Genomic DNA, 19,818 nt, shown 5'->3' with positions numbered 1-19,818 from the left:
CGCACGGGCCCGCCGCGGCGCCCTGAGCTGCGTACCGTCCGGGACGTGATCCTCGTGCCGGCCGTCGCGGTGGCCTTCGGCGCCCTCAACGCCCTCCTGGACAGCGCCCCCGGCCCGCTGCGCACCGCCGGCCTCGTGCTGAACGCGGGGTTCGCCTGGGCCGGGCTCGCCGTCCTGGCCGGTGCGGTCCTGCGCACGCCGTGGCGGGCGGCGGTGGGCGGCTGGCTGTCCGGGACGATCGGGCTGGCGTCGTTCTACGTCGTGGACGCGGCCGTGCGCGGCGTGCCGTTCACCGCCGCCGCCGGCCGGTTCCCGTTCTGGGCGGCCGCGGCCCTGGTGTGCTGCCCGCTGCTGGGCCTGGCCGGGACCCGCCTGCACGACGCCGGGCCGATCGGGCTGCTCGCCCGGCTCGTCGTCCCGCTGGGGGCGCTCGCCGAGGTCCTGGTCCACCCGCCCGGCGGACCGGCCGTCCGCTGGGCCGTCGGCCTGGCCGCGGTCGCGGCGGCCGGGGTGCTGCTCACGCGGTGGCGGCCAGCAGCCAGCGCGCGATCTCCTCTCCGGCCGCCGCCCCCACCGCGTCGGTGAGCTCGGCGCCCGGGTGCTCCCACCCGGTCCGCAGCAGTTCCCCGTGCCGGGGACGGCGCGCCGCGCGGGCCGCGACGAGCAGGTCGACGTCCAGCAGCGAATCGCCCGCCGCGACGAAACCCTCCGCGCCGCAGCGGGACACGACCTCGGCGACCGCGGCGGACTTCGTCAGCGGCCGCGGGACGGCGTACAGCTTGCGGCCCTGCAGCGACACCGTGAAACCCCAGCCGTCGAGCAGCCGGGTGAGTTCCCCGAGCCGGGCCCCCTCCAGCGCCGCGCGCTGACCGTCGCGCAGCACCACGTACCCGAACAACCCGGGGACCTCCCGCACCGACGGCTCCTGCGACCCCGGGACCACGGCGACGAGCTCGCGCGCCAGCCGGGTCAGCGCCGCCAGGACGTCCGGCAGCGGCGCGCACCCCGCCAGCCGCCCGCGCACCGCGGCCGCCCACGCGGCGTCGGGTTCGCCGTCGACGAGGACGACGCCCCCGTTGGCGCACACCGCGAACCGCGGCGGGCGCACCGGCCAGCGGATCCGCCGGTACTGCTCCACCGTGCGCGTCGTCACCGGCACGAACCGGTCCGAGGCGACGAGGTCGGCGAACAGCGACCACGCCGCGGGCGTCACCCACGAGATCGTCGCGTCGCGGTACTCCTCGACGGGCACGAGCGAGGCGACGTCGGCCTGCGCCGAGCGCGCCGAGAACACCAGCGTCTGGTCCAGGTCGCTGGCCGCGAGGAACCCCATCAGACGGCCCTGCCGTCCGCGCCGGTGGCCCCGCGGGTGAACCGCGGGTGGATCAGGCCGATGGCCGAGTACGCCAGGCCCGGGACCTCCTCGACCGCGACACCGCGCTGCTGCGCCAGCAGCCGGACGTGGGCCAGGTCGTCGGGGTGGGTCAGCTCGGCCGCCGGCCGGACCAGGACCCGCCACGGGACGCGGCGCAGCAGGACCCGCGTCGTCTCCCCCACGCCCGGCTTGACGAGGTTCACGTCCCCGATGCCGTAGTGCTCGCTGACCCGCTCGACCTCGGCCCAGCCCGTGAACGCCGCCTCCCGGTCCCCCGAGCGCACCGCCTCCACCGCGGCGGGGACCTCGGCGGCGACGTCGTCGAACCAGGACGTCACCTCGTCGAGGAACCGGTTCGACAGGTCCGCCCCGGCGAGGTCGGCGTAGAACTTCGCGCCGTGGAACTGCCCCGGGCCGGTGAGCCGGTCGTTCAGGACGGTGCGCGAGACCAGGCCCGACACCGTCGAGTTCAGGCACGCCGAGGGGACGAGGTAGTCCTCGCGGGTCCCGAACGTCCGCACGCACCGCCCCGGGTCGGCCAGCACGGCCAGGTCGTCGCTGAACCCGGGGAACCGGGCCAGCGCCGCGGACAGCTCCCGCACGATGGCGCCCTTGCCCGTCCAGCCGTCCACGAAGACGACCCGCGCCGGGTCGTGGTGCGCCGCGATCCAGGCCAGCGCCACCTCGTCGATGCCCCTGCCGCGCACGATGGACACCGCGACGTGCGGCCAGTGCAGCCCCTGCCGGGCCGCCCACCGCCGCACCAGGACCCCCACCGGCGTCCCGGCCCGCGCCAGCGACGCCAGCAGCAGGTCCTCGCCCCGCTCGGCGCGCAGCAGCTCGGCGACCACCCCCACCCCCAGCGCCACCCGGCGGGCCCCGCGCGCCAGCGCGTCGAGGAACAGCCGCTGGTACTCCGGGCTGGGCTGGTACTCCACCGGCAGCGACTCGGCGTAGTGCGCGCCGCCGCTCTGGATGGCCTCCTCGCGCTCCTCGGCGGGGGCCTCGAGCTCGGCGTGCGACAGGTCGGTGAGCAACCAGCTCACCTCGTCCGGCGCGTAGGACCCGAAGTGCGGTCCCGACAGGGCGGGGGGCAGGTTCACTCGGTGTTCCTCACGGGGTTCCTCACGGGGTCGGTGGGCCAGCGGTCGGCCGGCAGGGTGGCGAGCAGCAGCCGCCCGGCGTGCGGGGCCAGCGCGGCCAGCGCGCCGTCGGGGGCGTGCAGCGCCGCCGGGTCCGAGGCCGAGTCCACGACGAGCAGCACGACGTCCCAGGGGCGGTCGCGGGCGACGTTGTGGGCGTACCGGACGCCCGGGCCGTCCTGGGCGGGGTCGTGGGAGGCGAACGCGACGGACCCGCGCACGGCGTACCCGGGGTCGTCGACGGCCAGGACCGGTGAGCGGGTCGTGGAGGAGAACCGCACCGTCCCGGCGAACCGCTCCGCCAGCTGGGTCGCCACCGCCAGGGGGGCGTGCATCAGCTCCTCGGTCCCCAGCACCAGGACCTCGGCCCCCGCGGGCAGCTCGGGCAGCAGGTGCCGCACGAGGTCGGCCCCGCTCAGCCGCAGCCCGTGGTCACCGGCGGTGCCGAAGCGCGCCGTGGTGGGCAGGCCCGCGGGCCAGTCGACCCGCACGGGCTCGGCGGCGGCCTCCGGGCGCGCCGCCGGCACGACCGGCTGCACGCCCGAGACGAGCTCGGCGCCGCGGCGCAGGACGTCCGCGGGCAGGTCGACCCCGCCGCGCGCGAGCGCGACGACGTCGACGCGTGCGCCGAGCTCGGCGGCCAGGTCCGCCAGCCGCTCCCGGTCGGCCGCCGAGCGCAGGTCCACCAGGCCCGCGACGACGTAGTGCCGGTGCGCGGTGAGCGCGTGCACGGCCCGCAGGGTGTTCGCGACCGTCCGGCCCGTGGACAGCTCGTCGTCGACGAGGACGACCGGCGCCTCGGGGTCGGCCAGCGCCGCCCGCACGGCCGGGTCGGCCGGCAGCAGGCGGTGACCGGTGGCGTGCGAGTGCTCCTCCTCGAACCCGGCCCAGTCGACCGCCCCCGGCACCTCGCGGCGGGTGGAGTGCAGCCCGGCGCAGCCGAGGGCCTCGGCCACGGTCTGACCCAGCCCGGTGGCCGTCTCGGCGTAGCCGACCACGACGGCGTCGGGGCGGGCCGGGCAGCGCAGCGCCCCGGCCAGGACGGCGCTGGTGGCGACCGGGTCGCCGTCCAGGGCCGCCCGCCAGGTCCCGGTGCCGGCCCCGGGGGCGTCGGGGAACCCCAGCACGGCGGCGACCTGCGCGCCGAGGCGCAGGCCCGCGGCCCGCACCAGGCGCGGGTCGGTGGGGACGTGCTTGCCCAGGACGCGGCTGACGAGCAGGTGCGCGCGGCGGGGGTTGCGCCGCAGCGCCAGCCCCAGCAGGTCGTGGACGTCGAGGCCGTCGACGCCGGGCCCGCCGTGGACCCGGACGCCGAGGCGGTCGGCGACCCAGGCCCCGGTCGGCGCCCCCGTGCCGGTGCCCCTCACGCGTCCGCCCCCCGGGCGCGGACGGCGCGCCACGCCTCGTCCTGGGCCTGCAGCAGGTGCGCGTAGGACACGTCCTCGCGGGCGACGCCGAAGGCCCCGGCGCGCCGCAGGACCCTCTCGGCCCACGCGCGGTGCGGGCCGGCCTCGTTCATCTTGTTGCGGTACGACGAGGCCATCGCCCCGCCCCCGGACTGGGCCACGACGTCGCTGGCGTCGGAGAAGTCCTCGTGGGTCACCACCGACGTGGCGTGCACCACCGCGACGTGCGAGGGGTGGATGACGGTCTTGCCCTGCAGGCCGTTGACCCGGTCCAGGACGAGCTCGCGGACCAGGCCGTCGAGGTCGTCGGCGATGAGCTGCTCGCGCAGCTCCTCGGCGCCCTCGGCGAACGGCCCGGCCGACAGGGAGGTCCGGAAGACGCGCTCGCCGGAGCTGAAGTGCTCCCAGACGGGCGCCGTGATCGGGTACCCGGTGCCGTCGGCCCGGCCCAGGACGTTGATGACGTCGCCCAGCACGTCCGCCACGACCCGCACGTCCCACACCGTCTGCCCGCGCGGGCGGCGCAGGCCGTAGGCCGCGGACAGGTCCGTGGCCCCGGTGCGGACGGCCAGGACGACGTCGCGGTGGGCGTCGAGGACCTCGCGGATGGCGAACAGCGCCGCCTGCCGGGTGTCGAGGTGCGCGATGTCCCGGCTCTCCAGGACGGGCATCGCCCACAACCGGCGCCCGGCGCGGTCCGAGGCCGCCTGCACGGCCTGCAGCCACTCCTTGGGCGGGGGCTGCCCGGCGCCGCCGAACTTCGGCACGACGAACCCCAGCAGGCAGTCGAGGCCGACGCCGGCGCGCTCGACGACCCTGAGCAGCTGCTCGGGGGTGCGCGGGCGCACGAACAGCATGAGCGGCGGCCCGTCGACCCACGCCGGGGTGCGGGCCAGCCCGGCCAGCTCCCGGACGAGGACCTCCTCGGCGCGGGCGACGGCGTCGTCCGGCACGGAGTCCTCCAGGCAGGCCACGGCGGACAGGACGCCGCGGCCGGCCAGCTTCAGCAGGTCCCCGGCCAGCCGCTCGCGCGTCGCCGGGCAGTACAGGGTCGCCCCGAGCGCCACCGCGAGCTCGTCGCGGCCGGCGCCGAGGTCGAGCGCCCGCGGGGGGTGGAGGAACAGCCGCCGGTGCTGTCCGGGGTCGAGGGTGGAGAAGTGCCGCACGTGCGTCGCGCGTCCTACACGTGCGCGGCGACGGCGTCGCGCAGGTCGCGGATGTGCCGGCCGTTGGCGGGGGCGCCGATCGCGGTCATCGCCCAGCCCGACCCCTCGCGGGTCAGCTTCGCCATGACCTGCGCGGTGTGCGGGCCGGCGTCGGACAGCGCGTAGCGGGCCAGCTCGACGGGGGTGGGCCCGGCGGCGTCGACGAGGCGGCAGACGGCGTTCTGGACCTGGGAGAAGTCCTGGCCGGTGAAGCTGGAGACGACGAAGACGAGCGTGGTGACGGCGGCGGGCACGGCGGGCAGGTCGACGTAGACGACCTCGTCGTCGCCCTCGCCCTCGCCGGTGAGGTTGTCCCCGGTGTGGGTGACCGACCCGTCCTTGCTGCGCAGCTGCTGGAACCACACCTCGTCGACGACCTTCCCGCGGGCGTCGAAGAGCAGGACGCTGGCGTCGAGGTCGATGTCGACGGCCTTCTTGCGGAACAGGCCCTTGGCCACGGCGTCCCAGCCGAGACCCATGAAGACGCGGGTGAGTTCACCGCCGCCGGACTTGCTCAGCGACAGCTTCTGGCCCTTGGTGAGGCTGACGGCCACGGGTTCTCCTCGGGTGGTGGGTGGTCGGGGTCAGGAGGCCCGCGGGATCGTGCCCTCGGCGTTCCAGTCGAGGTCGTCGAACCCGTGGGCGAGCCCGGCCTCGCGGGCCGGGCCGGGGAAGAAGTCGTTCTCGCGGCGCACCACGAGGTCGCCGCCCACGTCGTGCAGGGAGGCGAGCACGCAGGTGCGGGCCCCGGGGGGCGGGTCCTGCGCCCACAGCTGCACGCTGCCCCCGCCGCGGCGGCCGATGGTCAGCCGCGGCGCCAGCCGCGCGTAGTCCGGCGGGCGGGGCCCCACGGCGTAGGCGTAGAAGAACATCCGGCGCATCAGCCCCAGGTGGGCGGCGTCACCGAGGACCTCCTCCCCGGTCTGCTCGCCGCGCGCGCCCAGCCGCAGGACCTGCCGGGCGCCGAAGCCGGGGGCGGCGAGCAGGTCGCCGAGGGACTGCAGGGCGCCGGAGTGCCGGTCGCGGGTCTGCCAGAAGCAGCCCAGGTGCAGGTCGGTGGAGCGGTGCAGGCCCGAGGCGGTGACCAGCTGGTCCCACTCCAGGGTGAACCGCAGGGTCCCCGACCCGCGCTCGGCCGCGGGGATGGTCAGGACGGGACGCTCGTCGTCCAGGACGACGCGGCGCTCCGCGGCGCGGGCCCGCCCGACGACCGCGGCCGGCGGGGGCGCCGGCGCGGGAGCGGGCCGGGTCGCGGGTGGGGCGGCGGGAGCCGGTGCCGGCCGCGGGGGCCGGGCCGGGGCGGGACGGGGGTGCAGGTGGTCGGCGAGCGTGCGCGTGCTGCGACGCGGCACGGGGTGCCCCAGGAAGTTGTGGACCGCCTCCGCCGGCTGTCCCCCGGTCCCGCTCACCCGCCGTCCCCTCCCGATCCCCCGTCCCGTCCCCGTCCGTCCCGACGCCGGTCAGCTGTGCACGGCGTGCGTCTCCACGTGCGCTTCCTCCGGGTGGGCCCGGTTGTAGCGGATGGAGCTGATCAGCGAGGCCACGATGAAGGCCAGGCCGATGAGCCCGGTGACGACCTCGGGGATGTGCACCTCGATGCTCAGCAGCAGGATCGTCGCCAGCGCGCCGATGGCCCACAGCGCACCGTTCTCCAGGTACGGGTACTGGGCCAGCGTGCCCTCCTCGACGAGGTGGACGGTCATGGACCGGATGTACATGGCGCCCACGCCGAGGCCGATCGCGATGATGACCGGGTCGGAGGTGATGGCGAAGGCCCCGATGACGCCGTCGAAGGAGAACGACGCGTCCAGGACCTCCAGGTACAGGAACAGGAAGAACGCCGCCTTGCCGGTGGCCTTCGCGGCCGTGGTGGGCCCGCTGCGGACCGGCGTGGCCCCGCCGCCGGCCGCGGCGGCGTCGGCGCCGTCGGGGTGCTCCCCGTGCTCGAGGTGGTCCTCGACGTTGAACAGCTCACCGAGGCCGTTGACCAGCAGGTACGTCACGATGCCGGCCAGGCCCGAGGCCAGCACGGTGCGGCCGTGGTCGGTCGCGAAGGTCTCGGCGACGATCAGCAGCACGCCGCCGGCCACGATGACCTGGACGTACTCCAGCTTGCCGACGCGCTCCAGCAGGCGCTCGACCGGCCCGATCCAGTGGTGCTCCTTCTCCCCGAAGATGAAGTTCAGGAAGAGCATGAGCAGGAACATCCCGCCGAAGGCGGCGATGGTCGGGTGCGCCTGGTTGAGCTCGTACCCGTAGGTCCCGGGGGTCTCGGGCTCGCCGCCGGCCAGCGCGAGGCGGATGACCTCGGCGGGGCTGAGGCCGGCGGTGACGCACACCAGCACGATGGGGAAGACCAGGCGCATGCCGAAGACGGCGATGATGATGCCGACCGACAGGAAGATCTTGCGCCAGAAGTCGCTCATCCGTTCGAGGATCGTGGCGTTCACGACCGCGTTGTCGAAGGACAGGCTGATCTCGAGGATCGACAGGATCAGGACGAGCGCGACGGCCTGGCCGATGCCCAGGTGGGCCGACAGCCCGTACCACGCCGCGAGCACGATGCCCAGGGCCGTCACGATGAACGACCAGCGGTAGGTCTTGAGGATCACGGGAACTCTCTTGTCGATCGGAGCCCGGTGCGGGCCTGACGTGCAGCAGGGACGACCCTCTCATCCCGGGCCCGGCGCGCGCACGGGAGAACGCCGCGCGTCGTCCCCCGGTGGGGACGACGCGCGGCGCGGGAGGGGTGGGTCAGACGCTGACGCCGAAGTCGGTCGCGATGCCGCGCAGGCCGTCGGCGTAGCCCTGGCCGACGGCGCGGAACTTCCAGTCGCTGCCGTTGCGGTACAGCTCGCCGAAGACCATGGCGGTCTCGGTGGAGGCGTCCTCGGACAGGTCGTAGCGCGCGACCTCGGTGTTGCCCTCGGCGTTCACGACGCGGATGAAGGCGTTGCGGACCTGGCCGAAGGACTGCTTACGGGTGTCGGCGTCGTAGATGGCGACGGTGAAGACGACCTTGTCGATCTCGGCCGGGATGCGCGACAGGTCGACGTTGATCTGCTCGTCGTCGCCCTCGCCCTCACCGGTGCGGTTGTCGCCGGTGTGCTCGACGGACCCCTCGGGGGACTTCAGCTGGTTGAAGAAGACGAAGAACCCGTCGTTGGGGACCTTGCCGTTGGGGCCGACCATGATGGCCTGCGCGTCGAGGTCGAACTCCGAACCGGTGAACGAGTTCGCGTCCCAGCCCAGGCCGATGACGGCCTTGGTCATCCCCGGCGCTTCCTTCGAGAGGGAGACGTTGCCGCCCTTGCTGAGGCTGACGCCCATGGTGTGTCGCTCCTTCTGCGTGGTTGTGCTGTCGTCGTGGTGTTCCGACGTGCGGTCCAACGATCACCGGCCCCGGGAAGTGCCCCGGGGTGCCCGGTCAGTCCCGGGACCCGGAGAACAGGCCGCCGAGCGCGCCCAGGCCCTGCTGGTCGGGTTTGGCGCTGCTCTTCACGAGGGCCTTGGCGAAGGCCTCGATGGTGACCGACTGCAGGATGACGCGCCCGTTGCCGCGCAGCGTCGCCAGGGTCAGCCCCTCGCCGCCGAAGACCGCGCTCATGATGCCCTGCCGGTTGAGCCGGCCGACGGTCTCGACGCCGTAGGTGATGCGGTCGTCCCAGGCCACGATGCAGCCGGTGTCGACGCGGATCGTGCCGCCGTAGTCGGCGGGGTTGATGTCGATGAAGTCCCCCGCGCCGGCGATCATCAAGGACCCGCGGCCGGTGAACTTCTCCAGGATGAAGCCCTCCCCGCCCATGACGCCCTGGCCCAGGCCGGAGAAGGCGATGTCGAAGTGGACGCCCGCCTCGGCCGCCACGAAGGCGTCCTTCTCGGCGAACCACGTCGTGCCGCCGTCGAGCTCCAGGACGCGCATCTCGCCGGGCAGGACCCCGGCCAGGCCCAGCAGGCCGTCGCCGCCGGGGGTGTGGAAGTGCTGGAAGGCGAACGACTCCCCCGCCAGCACGCGCTTGCCCGCGTTGGCCGCCCCCCGCAGCAGGCTGCCGAGCCCGCCGCCGTCGGGCTTGCCGTGGGGGTCGCTGGGCGCCGTCAGCTTGGTCTCCATCACGACGTCGCCGGAGGAGAAGAGGAACTTGCCCGCCTCGCAGTAGACCGTCTGGCCGGGCCGCAGCGTCACCACGGCCATCTGGGTCGTGGAGCCGACGAGCTGGACGTCGAGCGTCATGGACCCTTCCTACCGCACCCGGTGGGCGCGCGGGAGGCCCGGCGGGCGGGTCACAGGTCCAGGTCGCTGCGGCGGAACTTGGTCTCCAGGAACCTGCTCTGCTGCTGCTGGCGGTCCACGTCGGCGGCCAGCACCGCGTCCCGCAGCTGCCGGCACCCCTCCACGAGCAGGTGCAGCTGGCTGCGCAGCTCCTGCGCCGGGGTGCTGCCGTCGCCGGCGCGGTGGGCGACGTCGGGGGGCAGGGAGAGGTAGTCGTCGACGGTGCGGGGCAGGTGCTCGGCGGCCAGGGTCTCCAGGTCGTGCCGGACCTGCGGGTCCCCGCCGCGCTCGGCGATCCGCAGCAGCAGCGGGCCGAGCAGGTCGGCGACCTCGTGGACCAGGACGACGTCGGTCCGCTCGAACCGGTCGCTGGTGTCGACGCGGCGCACGGTCGCCACCAGCGCCTTCTCGGCCGCGCTGACCCGCGGGGCGGCCGCGACGGGCGCGGCGGCCGGCTCGGGGGCCCGCTCGCGGCGACGGGGCGCGGGCTCAGCGGGCAGCGCGAGGACGGCCAGGCCGTACTTGAGCGCGCGGCGGTAGTGCCGACGCAACCGGCGACGGCGGTGGGCCTCGTTCTCGTACGCGACGACGAGGGCGATCCAGGCCCACATCGCGAGGAAGCCCATCCACCACGGCAGGTACGCGTACATCACGATCCAGCCGCCGAGCCCGACGAACTGGAACAGCTGGAACTGCACGTCCGAGACCCGACCGAACACCGGCAGGTTCCCGCCCAGGCGCGGTTCGAGGTCCTCGGGCCGCACGACCTCGACCTCGCGGTCGGGCAGCACGACCCGCCGGCGCTCCTCGCGCGGCTCGCCCGGCTCCTCCGGCCGGCTCAGCTCGACGCCCACGGCTCCTCCCCCGCTCTCACAGGTCCAGGTCGCTCTTGCGGAACTTGGCCTCCAGGAACCGGCTCTGCTGCTGCTGGCGGTCCACGTCGCGGGCCAGGACGGCCTCGCGCAGCTGGCGGCACCCCTCCACGAGCAGCTGCAGCTGGCTGCGCAGCTCGTCGGCCGGTGTCGTCCCGGCCGCGGTGCGGTGCTCGTGGGCGTAGTCGCCGGGCAGCACGAGGTAGTCGTCCACGGTGCGCGGCAGGTGCTCACCGGCCAGGGTCCGCAGGTCGTGCAGGACCTGCGGGTCGGTCTCGCGGGTGCGCGTCTGCGCCAGCAGCGGCCGCAGCAGGCGGTCGACCTCGCGGACCAGGGCGACGGCCTCGGCGTCCATCCGGCCGCCGGAGGTCTCGGCGCGCACGACGGCACCGGCCAGCGCGCGCTCGGCCGCCGACAGCGGGTCCGGCAGCTCCGGCGGGTCCGCCGCCGCCACGGGAGCGGGCGCGCGGCGCAGGGCCCGGGCGCGGTGGCGCTCGAGGCGGCGGGCGCGCCGCTCGGCGGCGTGCCCGGCCCACGGCACGCCCTGGTGCTTGAGGTAGCCCATCGCCGCGCCCTGGGTGAACAGCAGCGCCAGCGCGAGCCCGACCCACCCCTGGCTGAAGGAGATGATCCAGGCCGCCACCCAGACCGCGTTGGCCAGGCCCATCGCGTGCGGGGTCAGCCCGCCGGCCGGCTCCTCGGGCGGCGGCGGCACCGAGGGCTCGCGCTTCACGTACGGCGCCGGTGGTGGGGTCGTGCGCGCCGGGGAGGCTCCCGCGGGCACCGGGGGCGGCGCGTCGAGGCGCCCGCGCGCCCGGCCCTCCCCGCCCTCGTCGAGGCCCTTGCCGAGTTCGACTCCCACGTCGGTCCTCCTACAGGTCCAGGTCCGAGCGCCGGAACTTCGCGTCGAGGAACCTGCCCTGCACCGACAGCTTGCGCGCGTCCTGGTCGTGGACGGCGCGCTGGAGGTCGCGGGCCCCCTGCAGGAGGAGCTGGAGCTGGCTGACGAGCTCCTCGGCGGGCGTCGCCCCGCCCGGGCCGCGGTTGGTCAGCGCGTAGTCCTCGGGCAGGTCGAGGTAGTGGCCCAGGGCGCCCGGGAGGTACTCGGTGACGATGGCCTCGAGGTTGTGCAGCTCCTCCACCTCGGCGCCGCGGCGGGCGACGTGCGCGAGCAGGGGCCCGAGCACGTCCTCGATCTCGCGCACCGCGGGCACGGCGCCGTCGGGCAGCCGGCCGCCGTGGCGCTTGGCGGTGCCCACGACCTCGGTCAGGCGCTGCTGCAGCGCCTGGACCGGGTCGGCCGGCGGCGGGGGCTCCACCGGCGCCGGGGCGGGGGTGAGCTCCTCCCCCGTGAACGCCGCCTTGATCCGCAGCCACGCCGAGTTCGCCATGATCGAGTGCACCAGTCCCAGGCCCCAGGCCCCGGTGCCCGCCAGGGCCCCGAGAACCGTCCACAACGTCGCGTCCGCGGCGATCCCGACCCCCAGGCCGGTCGCCGCCCCGCCGAACAGCACGAAGTACGCGACGGCCGCCAGCACCCACTGCGGGCGGCGGGCGCGCAGCCCCATGTAGAGGAACGACAGCCACGGCAGCCCCACGGCCGGGATCGCCAGCCACCAGGAGTTCGCCGCCCGCCACGTGCGGCTGCGCAGCCGGCGCGCGACGAGCTCGGGCGGGGCCTGCGCGGCCCCCCGGCGGACCACGTGCCCGTGCACCGCGGCGGGCCGGGCCCGCCGCAGGGACCGCGAGGGTGTCTCGGGGGTCACCGGGGGCCCTCGAGAGCCGGGCCCGGGCCGCCCTCGCCGTTGCGCGCCCGCTCCAGGTACGACCGCGAGCGGTGGACCTGCCCCTCGAGCGCGTCGACGGTGCTGGCCATGCTGACGACGGCCTGCTGCTTGAAGGTGTCGATGGCGTCCATCGTCGCGAAGACGTTGTCGAAGGCCTTCTGCAGGGTCGCGACGTCGATCGTGGACGACGAGGCCTGCTGGTGGATCTGCCCGGTCTGCTGCTTGAGCATCTCCGAGGTCGACAGGATCATCTGGTTCGTCGTGGTGTTCAGGGCGTTGATCTGGTCCAGGACGAGCTTCTGGTTCGCCAGCGCCTGCGCCACGATGACGGCGGTGCGCAGCGCGGCGACCGTCGTGGTCTGGGCGCGGTCCACACCCTTGATGAGCTCGATGTTGTTCTTGCGCACCAGGTCCAGGGCGAGGTAGCCCTGCACGCTGACGGCCAGCTGGGTCAGCAGGTCCTGGTGGCGCTGGCGGATGGGGAACAGCGCGTCGGAGGTCAGCGCGTCCGCGGCCTGCGGGTTCGTCGCCCGCAGCTCGTCGATCTTGGTGACCGTCGCGGCGTCGAGCGCCTTGGCCAGCGTGGCGTACTCGGTGAGCTTGCCCATCGTCGTCCACAGGTTCTGCTTCTCGGACTCGATGGAGGCGTTGTCCTTGCGCAGCTCGTCCTGCCCGCTGGCGAGGGCCTTGATGATGGCGTCGAGCTGGGACTGGGCGTCGGCGTAGCGCTCGAAGTAGCGCTGGATCTTGTTGCCCGCCGGGATGATCCCGAGGATCTTCTTCACGCCCTTGAGGTCGGCGCGGCCGGGGTCGAGGGCGGTGACGGTCTGGCGCAGCTCCAGCAGGGTGCTCGCCACCTTCACCTGCGCGTCGGCGCCGGGCCCGGACGCCTTCTGCCCCTTGGCGCCGGCGAGGCTGGACTGCGGGCGCTCCAGCATCCGGTTGGAGACCTGCGCGGAGGAGCGGACCTCCTGCTCGCCCATGCGCGTGATGTCGTCGACCTTCTTCTGGAAGGCGGGGCTGCGCGGGTCCTGGGCGGCGAGGTCGGCGACGAACGCCTGGGCCTTGCGGTTCAGCTCGACCCGGGTCGCCTCGTCCAGCGGGATCATGCCCTCGGCGGTGTCGTCGGCGACCACGGGCACCGGGGCCGGCGGCGTCAGCTGCAGGTCGCTGACCGCCGGGGCCGGTGCGGCCGCGGCCGGCGGGTTCAGCGGCTTGCTCAGGTCCAGCGACTCCGACATCAGGCGGTTCCCCTCGTCCTCGACATGCGGTCCACCCGCGCCTCCCCGGGCGTGCACCGATCCTAGGTCGGGTGCGGTCCGGGGCGTCACGTGCGGTCCCCCGATCCTGACCCACCGTGCGGCCGCGGGCATCCACCCCTCGGTGGAGGATCCGCGGCGGCCCGTACCCCGGACGTAGCGGGTCACCCCGGACGACGTCGGGGTGCTCCCGGGGGTTCCCCCGGCCGCCGCCCGGCCCGGCTCAGGGCCGGCCCGGGGCGCGGCCGCCGCTCACCAGTCGTCCTCCTCGCGGTCGCGGCGGTCGTTCTCCTCGGTGCGGGCGTGTGCGCGCGCGAGCGCCTGCTCGGCCTCCTCCCGGCTCGCGTAGGGACCGAGCAGGTCCTTGGCCTGCCCCTTCCTCTCCAGCTCCTGCACCTGGCCGGTGCTCGTGTCGTAGAACCACTGCGTGCCCATGGCGGCATCCTGGCCCGCCGGGGTCCGGGGCGCACCACGCGCCCGGGGCCGCGACCTAGACTCGGTGCCCATGAGCACCGGGACCTCCACCGCACCGCTGGGCACCCTCGTGCCCGGCACGACCACCCCGCGCCGGCCGGTCCCGGCGAGCATCGCCCGCCCCGAGTACGTCGACCGGCCCGCCCCCGCGCAGTACACCGGCTCGCACGTCATCGACCCCGAGGGCGTCGAGCGCATCCGCCGGGCCTCGCAGCTGGCGGCGCGGGCGATGGCGCTGGTGGGCGAGCACGTCGTGCCGGGCACGACGACGGACGAGCTGGACCGCATCGGGCACGAGTTCCTCTGCGACCACGGCGCCTACCCCTCCACGCTGGGCTACCGGGGCTTCCCGAAGTCGCTGTGCAGCAGCCTCAACGAGGTCATCTGCCACGGGATCCCGGACTCCACGGTGCTGGCCGACGGCGACATCGTGAACATCGACATCACGGCCTACCTCGACGGCATGCACGGCGACACCAACGCGACGTTCCTGTGCGGGGACGTGGACGAGGAGTCGCGCCTGCTCGTGGAGCGGACGCACGAGGCGACGATGCGCGGGATCAAGGCGGTGGCGCCGGGCCGGGCCGTGAACGTCATCGGCCGGGTCATCGAGAAGTACGCCGCCCGCTTCGGCTACGGCGTCGTGCGCGACTTCACCGGCCACGGGGTCGGGCCGGCGTTCCACTCCGGCCTGGTCGTGCCGCACTACGACGCCGCGCCCCAGCACGGGCTGATCATGGAGCCGGGCATGGTGTTCACGATCGAGCCGATGCTGACGCTGGGCACCCACGAGTGGGACATGTGGGAGGACGGCTGGACCGTGGTGACGCGGGACCGCCGGCGGACGGCGCAGTTCGAGCACACGATCGTGGTGACCGAGACGGGCGCGGAGATCCTCACGCTCCCCTGACGGCGCGCGCACGGGACGGGCGCAACCGATCGGGGCGCCCGTGCGTTGGACGGGCGTACGGAACCACCCCGACCACCCAGGAGCCCGCCGTGAGCACCCCCGTCCTGTCCCGCCCGAGGAACGGCAAGCTGATCGCCGGCGTGTGCGCCGGCCTGGGCCGCCGGTTCGGCCTGTCGGCCAACGTGGTGCGGCTGCTGTTCGTGCTGTCGTGCGTGCTGCCGGGCCCGCAGGTGCTGGTGTACCTGGCGCTGTGGGTGGTGCTGCCGAAGGACACCGGCGGGTACGGCCGCTGACCGGCGGCGCGGTGGCGTGGCCGCCGGGGGTGGGTCGCCCTAGTCTCCTGGCGTGAACGAGACGACCAACGACCCGTCGGCCCAGTCCACCAGCGCGAGCCGCCCCCGCACGACGCGGCGGGCGCCGCAGCCCGCGGTGGCGGTGAGGGGGCTGGGCGTCGACATCGGCGGTTCCGGCATCAAGGCCGCGCCGGTGGACCTGGCCGCGGGGGCGTTCTCCGCCGAGCGCGTCCGGCTGGAGACCCCGCAGCCGGCAACCCCGGCGGCGATCGCACCCGTGGTGGCCGAGGTGCTGGCCGGCTTCGACGTCCCCGCCGACACCCCGGTCGGCATCACCTTCCCGGCGGTGATCCAGCACGGCATCGCCCGCAGCGCGGCGAACGTCGACGCCTCCTGGATCGGCACCGACGCGGGCACGCTGTTCTCCGAGACGCTGGGCCGCAAGGTGCTCGTCGTCAACGACGCCGACGCGGCGGGGTTCGCCGAGGTGCAGTTCGGGGCGGCCAAGGGCGTCCGCGGGGTCGTGCTGGTGACGACCCTGGGCACGGGGATCGGCAGCGCGCTGTTCGTCGACGGCAAGCTCGTGCCGAACACCGAGCTGGGGCACCTGGAGATCGACGGGCACGACGCGGAGAAGAAGGCGGCCGACTCCGCGCGCGAGCGGCACGACCTGTCGTGGTCGCAGTGGGCGAAGCGGCTGCAGCGCTACTACTCCCACGTGGAGGACCTGCTGTGGCCGGACCTCATCGTGGTGGGCGGCGGGGTCAGCAAGAAGCACGAGAAGTTCCTGCCGCTGCTGGACCTGCGCACGCCCATCGTGCCGGCGCAGCTGCGCAACGACGCCGGGATCATCGGGGCGGCGTCGCTGGCCTCGGCGCCGGTCCCCTGAGGACGTTCCCCGGCCGGGGCCTTCCGGTACCCGGTCCGGGGGCCCTAGGGTCCGGGCATGACTGACGCGACGCCGCGGTTGGGGCTGGGACTGTTCGTCCCGCAGGGCTGGAAGCACGACCTCACGGAGGTTGAGCCGGCCCGGCACTGGGACGTGATGAGCGGCCTGGCGCGACGCGCCGACGCCGGGGACGTGTGGGACTCGCTGTGGGTCTTCGACCACTTCCACACCGTCCCCGAGCCGACCGACCAGGCCACCCACGAGGCGTGGAGCCTGATGGCCGCCTTCGCCGCCTCGACGCAGCGCATCCGGCTGGGGCAGATGTGCACCTGCATGAGCTACCGCAACCCGGCCTACCTGGCGAAGGTCGCCACGACCGTGGACGTCGTCTCCGGCGGCCGCGTCGAGATGGGCATCGGCGGCGGCTGGTACGAGCACGAGTGGCGCGCCTACGGGTACGGCTTCCCCTCCGCCGGTGAGCGCCTGGCCCGCCTCGACGAGGGCGTCCAGATCATGCGGCAGCTGTGGACGGAGGGGACCTCGACGTTCGAGGGGAAGCACTACCGGACCGACGGGGCCCTCAACCGGCCGCTGCCGCTGCAGCCGGGCGGCATCCCGCTGTGGATCGCCGGCGGCGGGGAGCGCAAGACGCTGCGGACGGCCGCGAAGTACGCCGACTTCACGAACTTCGACGGCACGCTGGAGGGGTTCACCCACAAGTCGGAGGTGCTGCGCGGGCACTGCGAGGACGTCGGCCGCGACTTCTCCTCCATCACCCGCTCCGCCGACTACAACGTGGCGATCGGGCGGGACGAGAAGGAGGTCGCCGACCGGGTCGCGGCCCGCCGGGACGTGCTGGCCCGGCACGTGAGCCCGGAGGCCGCCGACCGCGAGGCCGCGAGCCTGGGCCCGGCCTCGGCCGGGGTGGGGACCCCGGAGCAGATCGTCGAGAAGCTGCGGCCGCTGGTGGCCGCGGGCCTGGGGTACGCGAACTTCTACTTCCCCGAGATCGCGACGGACACCTCCGGCCTGGAGCTGTTCGAGCGCGAGGTCGTGCCCGCGCTGCGGGCCTGAAGTCCCCGGCCGGGCCCCGGCCGCCTCAGCCGCGGCCGGGGGCCTGGGCCGCGGTGATCGCGCGCAGCACCCCGGCGAAGGCGGGGACGGCCGCCGTCCACAGCAGCGCCGAGACCAGTCCCAGTGCCGTCGAGGCCTGCTCCAGCCCCTGCGTGGACAGCCGGAAGCTCAGGCTGGAGGCCGCCAGGCCCGCCAGCCACAGCCCCCACCACAGCCCCAGCCGCGGCGCGGGCACCCGGGGCGCGTGCTGCCGCGAGGCGGCCCACACGTCCGCGACGACCTGGTGCGGCACGAACAGCCAGGCGATCGGGACGATCCAGCCGAACCACGCCCACAGGCGGTGGCGGCGGTGCCGGGCGCCCGGCGCGAGGCGCTCGGCGTTGGCGCGGGCCCGGGTCAGCCACAGCGCGACCACGACCCAGTTCGCGACGAGCGCGGCGAAGAACGCCAGGCCGACCAGGAGCGTCGCGACGGCGGCGACCAGCGAGGTGTCCGCCGCGAAGGCGGTCAGCGCCGACAGCACGTCGGTGGCCGCGACCACCCCGGCCAGCACGACGGCGGCCTTGCCGAGGCCGGCCAGCGGCTGCAGGCCGTGGACGACGGGCGCGGGCGCCGGGGCGGGGCCGCCGGGGCTCCCGAAGCGGGCGGTGGGGACGGCGCCGAACGGCGCGCCGCCCGCGGGCTGGTGCTGCGGGGGGAAGTCCCCGGTGGCGGGGGCGAAGAACGGCACCTCGGCCGGCCGGTGGGCCCGGTCGTCGCGGAACGGCTGGCCGGTCACGGGGGATCCTCCTGGTGCGGGGCGAACTGCTCTCCTGACCACTGTGCGTCACCGCAAGGGGACGGGGAGGCGTTGCGGGGCGCTGCCACCCGCTCGGCCCAGGCACCACCCGCGCCGGCGGGGATCCGTGCCGGGCATGCTGGGGCCGTGGCGGGTGAGGAGGTCTGCGCGTTCTGCGGGACGGGCGGGGACGAGGCGGACGTGCAGGTCGCCGAGCGCCTGGGCGTGCGCATCGCGGTGTGCGCCAGCTGCCGGGAACGGTTCGCCGCCCGCCCCGCCGTCCGCCCCGCGCCCGTCGTCGAGGCCGCCGACCTGCCCCCCACGCTGGGCCAGCAGACCTCGGCCGTGCTGGAGCACGTGCGCCGCATGCAGCGCCGGGCCGCCGAGCGCCCGTACGTCGAGGAGGACTGCCCCGCCTGCGGGCACGCCGTGCACCGCTACCCCGGCCCCGACGGCGCCCCGGTGCGGCTGGCCAAGGAACCGGTCCTGGCCGCCGGCGTCCCGGCGCAGGAGCGCTGGCGGGTCGTGGCGGGCCGGGCGCAGCCGGTCCCGCAGCACGACCCCGACGACGAGGACTCCGTCGGGGCGCGGGTGCGGCACGAGGTCGTCTGCCCCGCGCACCCGGCCCCGGACAGCCCCCGGCTGCTCCGGCTGTGGCGCGCGCACCGCCGTCCCCCGGCGGCGGACGCCTGACCCGTGCCAGGATCGGCGGGAGGTCCTTCGAGGGAGTGGGTGGGTGCGGTGCCGTTCTCGTTCCGCTGGTCCAAGGCGCTGGGCAGGGGCGTGCGGCTGAACGCCGGCCGGTCCGGGCTGAGCGTGTCCAAGCGCTTCGGCCGGGCGACGGTGTCCTCGACCGGCCGGGTGAGCGTGCGGCTGCTCAAGGGGCTGAGCTGGCGCGGCAAGCTGTGGTGACCGGCGCAGGAGCGGGGGGACGAGCCGGCCTGTAAGCCGGATCCTGTACCGCTCCCGGGGGAGCGGTGGCGACCATCCCTCTAGGACGTGCGTCGCCGCACGCCTCAAGCGACCTACCCGGCAGCTCGGGCGGGCCGCCCTCGAACGCTGCCTGTCTGGTCTTGCTCCGGGTGGGGTTTACCGAGCCGCGCTGGTCACCCAGCGCGCTGGTGGTCTCTTGCACCACCGTTTCACCCTTACCGCCCCGATCGCTCGGGGAGGCGGTTTCCTTTCTGTGGCACTGTCCCGCGGCTCACGCCGGGTGGCTGTTAGCCACCACCCTGCCCTGTGGAGTCCGGACTTTCCTCGGCGGCCGGGGCGGACCCCGGCCGACGCGGCCGCCCGGCCGACTCGTCCGCCGGACACCCTAGGCCATCGCCGCGCCGGCGTCGGCGTCGGCGTCGGCGTCGGAGGGGAACCCGTACCCTCGTCCCTCGTGCTCGTGCTGCTCCCCCCGTCGGAGACCAAGTGGGCGGGGCCGCCGCGCGGCGCCGCGGTCCGTCTCGACGCGCTGTCCCACCCCGACCTGACGGCCGCCCGCGAGCAGGTCCTCGACGCCCTCGTCGAGGTGTCCGCTCGGCCCGACGCGCCGGAGCTGCTGGGGGTCGGGGCGAGCCTGCGCGACGTCGTCGCGGCCAACACGACGCTGCGGACCCGCCCGGCCGCGCGGGCCGCGCAGGTGTACACCGGCGTCCTGTACGACGCCCTCGACCTGCCCTCCCTGCCCGCGAGCGCCGCGCGCCGCGTCCTCGTCGTCTCGGCGCTGTGGGGGGTCCTGCAGCCGCGCGACCGCGTGCCCGGTTACCGGCTGTCGATGGGCACGTCGCTGCCGGGGGTGGGCCCGCTGGCCGCGTTCTGGCGACGGCACCTCACGGAGGTCCTGCACCCGGCCGGGGTCGTCGTGGACTGCCGGTCCAGCACGTACGCCGCGGCGTGGGTGCCGGACGCGGAGACCGCGGCCCGCACGGTCGCCGTCCGCGTCGTGGCCGGCGGCAAGGTCGTCTCGCACCACGCCAAGCACACGCGCGGGCTGGTGGCGCGGGCGCTGCTGACCCGCGGGGGCGGGCGGCCCCGGGACCCCCGTGCGGTGGGGGCCTCGGTGTCGGAGCACTTCTGGGGGGAGGCTCTGTAAC

General features: G+C 75.2%; 21 protein-coding genes, 1 other RNA gene and 1 pseudogene. 8 read left to right on the top strand and 15 right to left on the bottom strand.

The window, feature by feature from the left end; all coding sequences use genetic code 11:
* The first annotated feature begins 45 nt into the window (after window positions 1–45).
* Window positions 46–585, top strand: a complete 540-nt coding sequence (locus ACRYM6_RS03005) for a hypothetical protein (protein WP_432541050.1) — start codon at window positions 46–48, stop codon at window positions 583–585.
* Here the strand turns inward: ACRYM6_RS03005 and ACRYM6_RS03000 are convergent.
* The 13 genes and pseudogenes from ACRYM6_RS03000 to ACRYM6_RS02940 form a co-directional block, all read right to left on the bottom strand.
* On the bottom strand, window positions 518–1,333 hold the full coding sequence (locus tag ACRYM6_RS03000) for an HAD family hydrolase (protein WP_432541048.1): 816 nt from the start codon (window positions 1,331–1,333) through the stop codon (window positions 518–520). The genes ACRYM6_RS03005 and ACRYM6_RS03000 overlap by 68 nt on opposite strands.
* A pseudogene (locus ACRYM6_RS02995) lies at window positions 1,333–3,884 on the bottom strand (phosphoribosyltransferase). The gene ACRYM6_RS03000 and the pseudogene ACRYM6_RS02995 overlap by 1 nt, the downstream one beginning before the upstream one ends.
* A complete protein-coding gene (locus ACRYM6_RS02990) occupies window positions 3,881–5,089 on the bottom strand; it encodes an HpcH/HpaI aldolase/citrate lyase family protein (protein WP_432541047.1) in 1,209 nt (402 codons plus the stop codon). Before ACRYM6_RS02990 ends, ACRYM6_RS02995 begins: the two are co-directional and overlap by 4 nt.
* Window positions 5,090–5,103: 14 nt before the next feature.
* Window positions 5,104–5,682 carry a TerD family protein gene (locus tag ACRYM6_RS02985; RefSeq protein ID WP_432541045.1) on the bottom strand — a complete coding sequence of 193 codons (579 nt, stop codon included), beginning with the start codon at window positions 5,680–5,682 and terminating at the stop codon, window positions 5,104–5,106.
* A gap of 30 nt (window positions 5,683–5,712) precedes the next feature.
* The gene (locus ACRYM6_RS02980) at window positions 5,713–6,537 is read right to left on the bottom strand and encodes a hypothetical protein (protein ID WP_432541044.1); all 825 of its coding nucleotides are present in this window, start codon (window positions 6,535–6,537) and stop codon (window positions 5,713–5,715) included.
* Between the two features lie 51 nt (window positions 6,538–6,588).
* The gene (locus tag ACRYM6_RS02975; protein ID WP_432541043.1) at window positions 6,589–7,740 is read right to left on the bottom strand and encodes a DUF475 domain-containing protein; all 1,152 of its coding nucleotides are present in this window, start codon (window positions 7,738–7,740) and stop codon (window positions 6,589–6,591) included.
* 142 nt (window positions 7,741–7,882) lie between these two features.
* The gene (locus ACRYM6_RS02970; protein ID WP_432541042.1) at window positions 7,883–8,458 is read right to left on the bottom strand and encodes a TerD family protein; all 576 of its coding nucleotides are present in this window, start codon (window positions 8,456–8,458) and stop codon (window positions 7,883–7,885) included.
* A 97-nt stretch (window positions 8,459–8,555) separates the two neighbouring features.
* On the bottom strand, window positions 8,556–9,359 hold the full coding sequence (locus tag ACRYM6_RS02965; protein ID WP_432541040.1) for an AIM24 family protein: 804 nt from the start codon (window positions 9,357–9,359) through the stop codon (window positions 8,556–8,558).
* Between the two features lie 50 nt (window positions 9,360–9,409).
* Complete coding sequence (locus ACRYM6_RS02960; protein ID WP_432541038.1) at window positions 9,410–10,252, bottom strand: hypothetical protein; 843 nt, start codon at window positions 10,250–10,252, stop codon at window positions 9,410–9,412.
* A 16-nt stretch (window positions 10,253–10,268) separates the two neighbouring features.
* Window positions 10,269–11,132 carry a hypothetical protein gene (locus ACRYM6_RS02955; RefSeq protein WP_432541037.1) on the bottom strand — a complete coding sequence of 288 codons (864 nt, stop codon included), beginning with the start codon at window positions 11,130–11,132 and terminating at the stop codon, window positions 10,269–10,271.
* Between the two features lie 10 nt (window positions 11,133–11,142).
* A complete protein-coding gene (locus tag ACRYM6_RS02950) occupies window positions 11,143–12,036 on the bottom strand; it encodes a hypothetical protein (RefSeq protein WP_432541035.1) in 894 nt (297 codons plus the stop codon).
* Complete coding sequence (locus ACRYM6_RS02945) at window positions 12,033–13,298, bottom strand: toxic anion resistance protein (protein ID WP_432541034.1); 1,266 nt, start codon at window positions 13,296–13,298, stop codon at window positions 12,033–12,035. Before ACRYM6_RS02945 ends, ACRYM6_RS02950 begins: the two co-directional genes overlap by 4 nt.
* A gap of 270 nt (window positions 13,299–13,568) precedes the next feature.
* Window positions 13,569–13,751 carry an SPOR domain-containing protein gene (locus ACRYM6_RS02940; RefSeq protein WP_432541032.1) on the bottom strand — a complete coding sequence of 61 codons (183 nt, stop codon included), beginning with the start codon at window positions 13,749–13,751 and terminating at the stop codon, window positions 13,569–13,571.
* A gap of 70 nt (window positions 13,752–13,821) precedes the next feature.
* On the opposite strand from ACRYM6_RS02940, the gene map reads away from it, so the two are divergent.
* The 4 genes from map (at window position 13,822) to ACRYM6_RS02920 (ending at window position 16,956) form a co-directional block, all read left to right on the top strand.
* A complete protein-coding gene (map, locus tag ACRYM6_RS02935; protein WP_432541031.1) occupies window positions 13,822–14,700 on the top strand; it encodes a type I methionyl aminopeptidase in 879 nt (292 codons plus the stop codon).
* Between the two features lie 89 nt (window positions 14,701–14,789).
* Window positions 14,790–14,993 carry a PspC domain-containing protein gene (locus ACRYM6_RS02930; RefSeq protein WP_432541029.1) on the top strand — a complete coding sequence of 68 codons (204 nt, stop codon included), beginning with the start codon at window positions 14,790–14,792 and terminating at the stop codon, window positions 14,991–14,993.
* 136 nt (window positions 14,994–15,129) lie between these two features.
* Window positions 15,130–15,882, top strand: coding sequence for a polyphosphate--glucose phosphotransferase (ppgK, locus tag ACRYM6_RS02925; RefSeq protein WP_432541226.1), 753 nt, complete (start codon window positions 15,130–15,132; stop codon window positions 15,880–15,882).
* Between the two features lie 78 nt (window positions 15,883–15,960).
* Complete coding sequence (locus ACRYM6_RS02920; protein WP_432541224.1) at window positions 15,961–16,956, top strand: LLM class F420-dependent oxidoreductase; 996 nt, start codon at window positions 15,961–15,963, stop codon at window positions 16,954–16,956.
* A 25-nt stretch (window positions 16,957–16,981) separates the two neighbouring features.
* Here ACRYM6_RS02920 and ACRYM6_RS02915 read toward each other — a convergent pair whose 3' ends face one another.
* Window positions 16,982–17,734 (bottom strand): DUF4328 domain-containing protein, encoded by a 753-nt coding sequence (locus ACRYM6_RS02915; protein WP_432541027.1) that lies wholly within the window; start codon window positions 17,732–17,734, stop codon window positions 16,982–16,984.
* 147 nt (window positions 17,735–17,881) lie between these two features.
* On the opposite strand from ACRYM6_RS02915, the gene ACRYM6_RS02910 reads away from it, so the two are divergent.
* The gene (locus ACRYM6_RS02910) at window positions 17,882–18,427 is read left to right on the top strand and encodes a DUF6083 domain-containing protein (RefSeq protein ID WP_432541025.1); all 546 of its coding nucleotides are present in this window, start codon (window positions 17,882–17,884) and stop codon (window positions 18,425–18,427) included.
* Window positions 18,428–18,475: 48 nt separating this feature from the next.
* Complete coding sequence (locus ACRYM6_RS02905; protein ID WP_432541024.1) at window positions 18,476–18,646, top strand: DUF4236 domain-containing protein; 171 nt, start codon at window positions 18,476–18,478, stop codon at window positions 18,644–18,646.
* 16 nt (window positions 18,647–18,662) lie between these two features.
* Here the strand turns inward: ACRYM6_RS02905 and rnpB are convergent.
* Window positions 18,663–19,039: RNase P RNA component class A (gene rnpB, locus ACRYM6_RS02900), an RNA gene on the bottom strand.
* Window positions 19,040–19,121: 82 nt separating this feature from the next.
* Here rnpB and ACRYM6_RS02895 point away from each other — a divergent pair.
* Window positions 19,122–19,817: a YaaA family protein gene (locus ACRYM6_RS02895; RefSeq protein ID WP_432541023.1), complete on the top strand. Its 696-nt coding sequence runs from the start codon at window positions 19,122–19,124 to the stop codon at window positions 19,815–19,817.
* Window position 19,818 lies beyond the last annotated feature (1 nt).

This window comes from Kineococcus rugosus, assembly GCF_050871975.1.
GTDB lineage: Bacteria > Actinomycetota > Actinomycetes > Actinomycetales > Kineococcaceae > Kineococcus.
Note: the sequence above shows the minus strand (reverse complement) of the source record. Positions and strands in the feature narration are given on the sequence as shown.

Coding starts and splice junctions, on each gene's coding strand:
- ACRYM6_RS03000 (WP_432541048.1), bottom strand. CDS start 1,333: ATGGGGTTCCTCGCGGCCAGCGACCTGGACCAGACGCTGGTGTTCTCG.
- ACRYM6_RS02970 (WP_432541042.1), bottom strand. CDS start 8,458: ATGGGCGTCAGCCTCAGCAAGGGCGGCAACGTCTCCCTCTCGAAGGAA.
- ACRYM6_RS02965 (WP_432541040.1), bottom strand. CDS start 9,359: ATGACGCTCGACGTCCAGCTCGTCGGCTCCACGACCCAGATGGCCGTG.
- ACRYM6_RS02945 (WP_432541034.1), bottom strand. CDS start 13,298: ATGTCGGAGTCGCTGGACCTGAGCAAGCCGCTGAACCCGCCGGCCGCG.
- ACRYM6_RS02940 (WP_432541032.1), bottom strand. CDS start 13,751: ATGGGCACGCAGTGGTTCTACGACACGAGCACCGGCCAGGTGCAGGAG.
- map (WP_432541031.1), top strand. CDS start 13,822: ATGAGCACCGGGACCTCCACCGCACCGCTGGGCACCCTCGTGCCCGGC.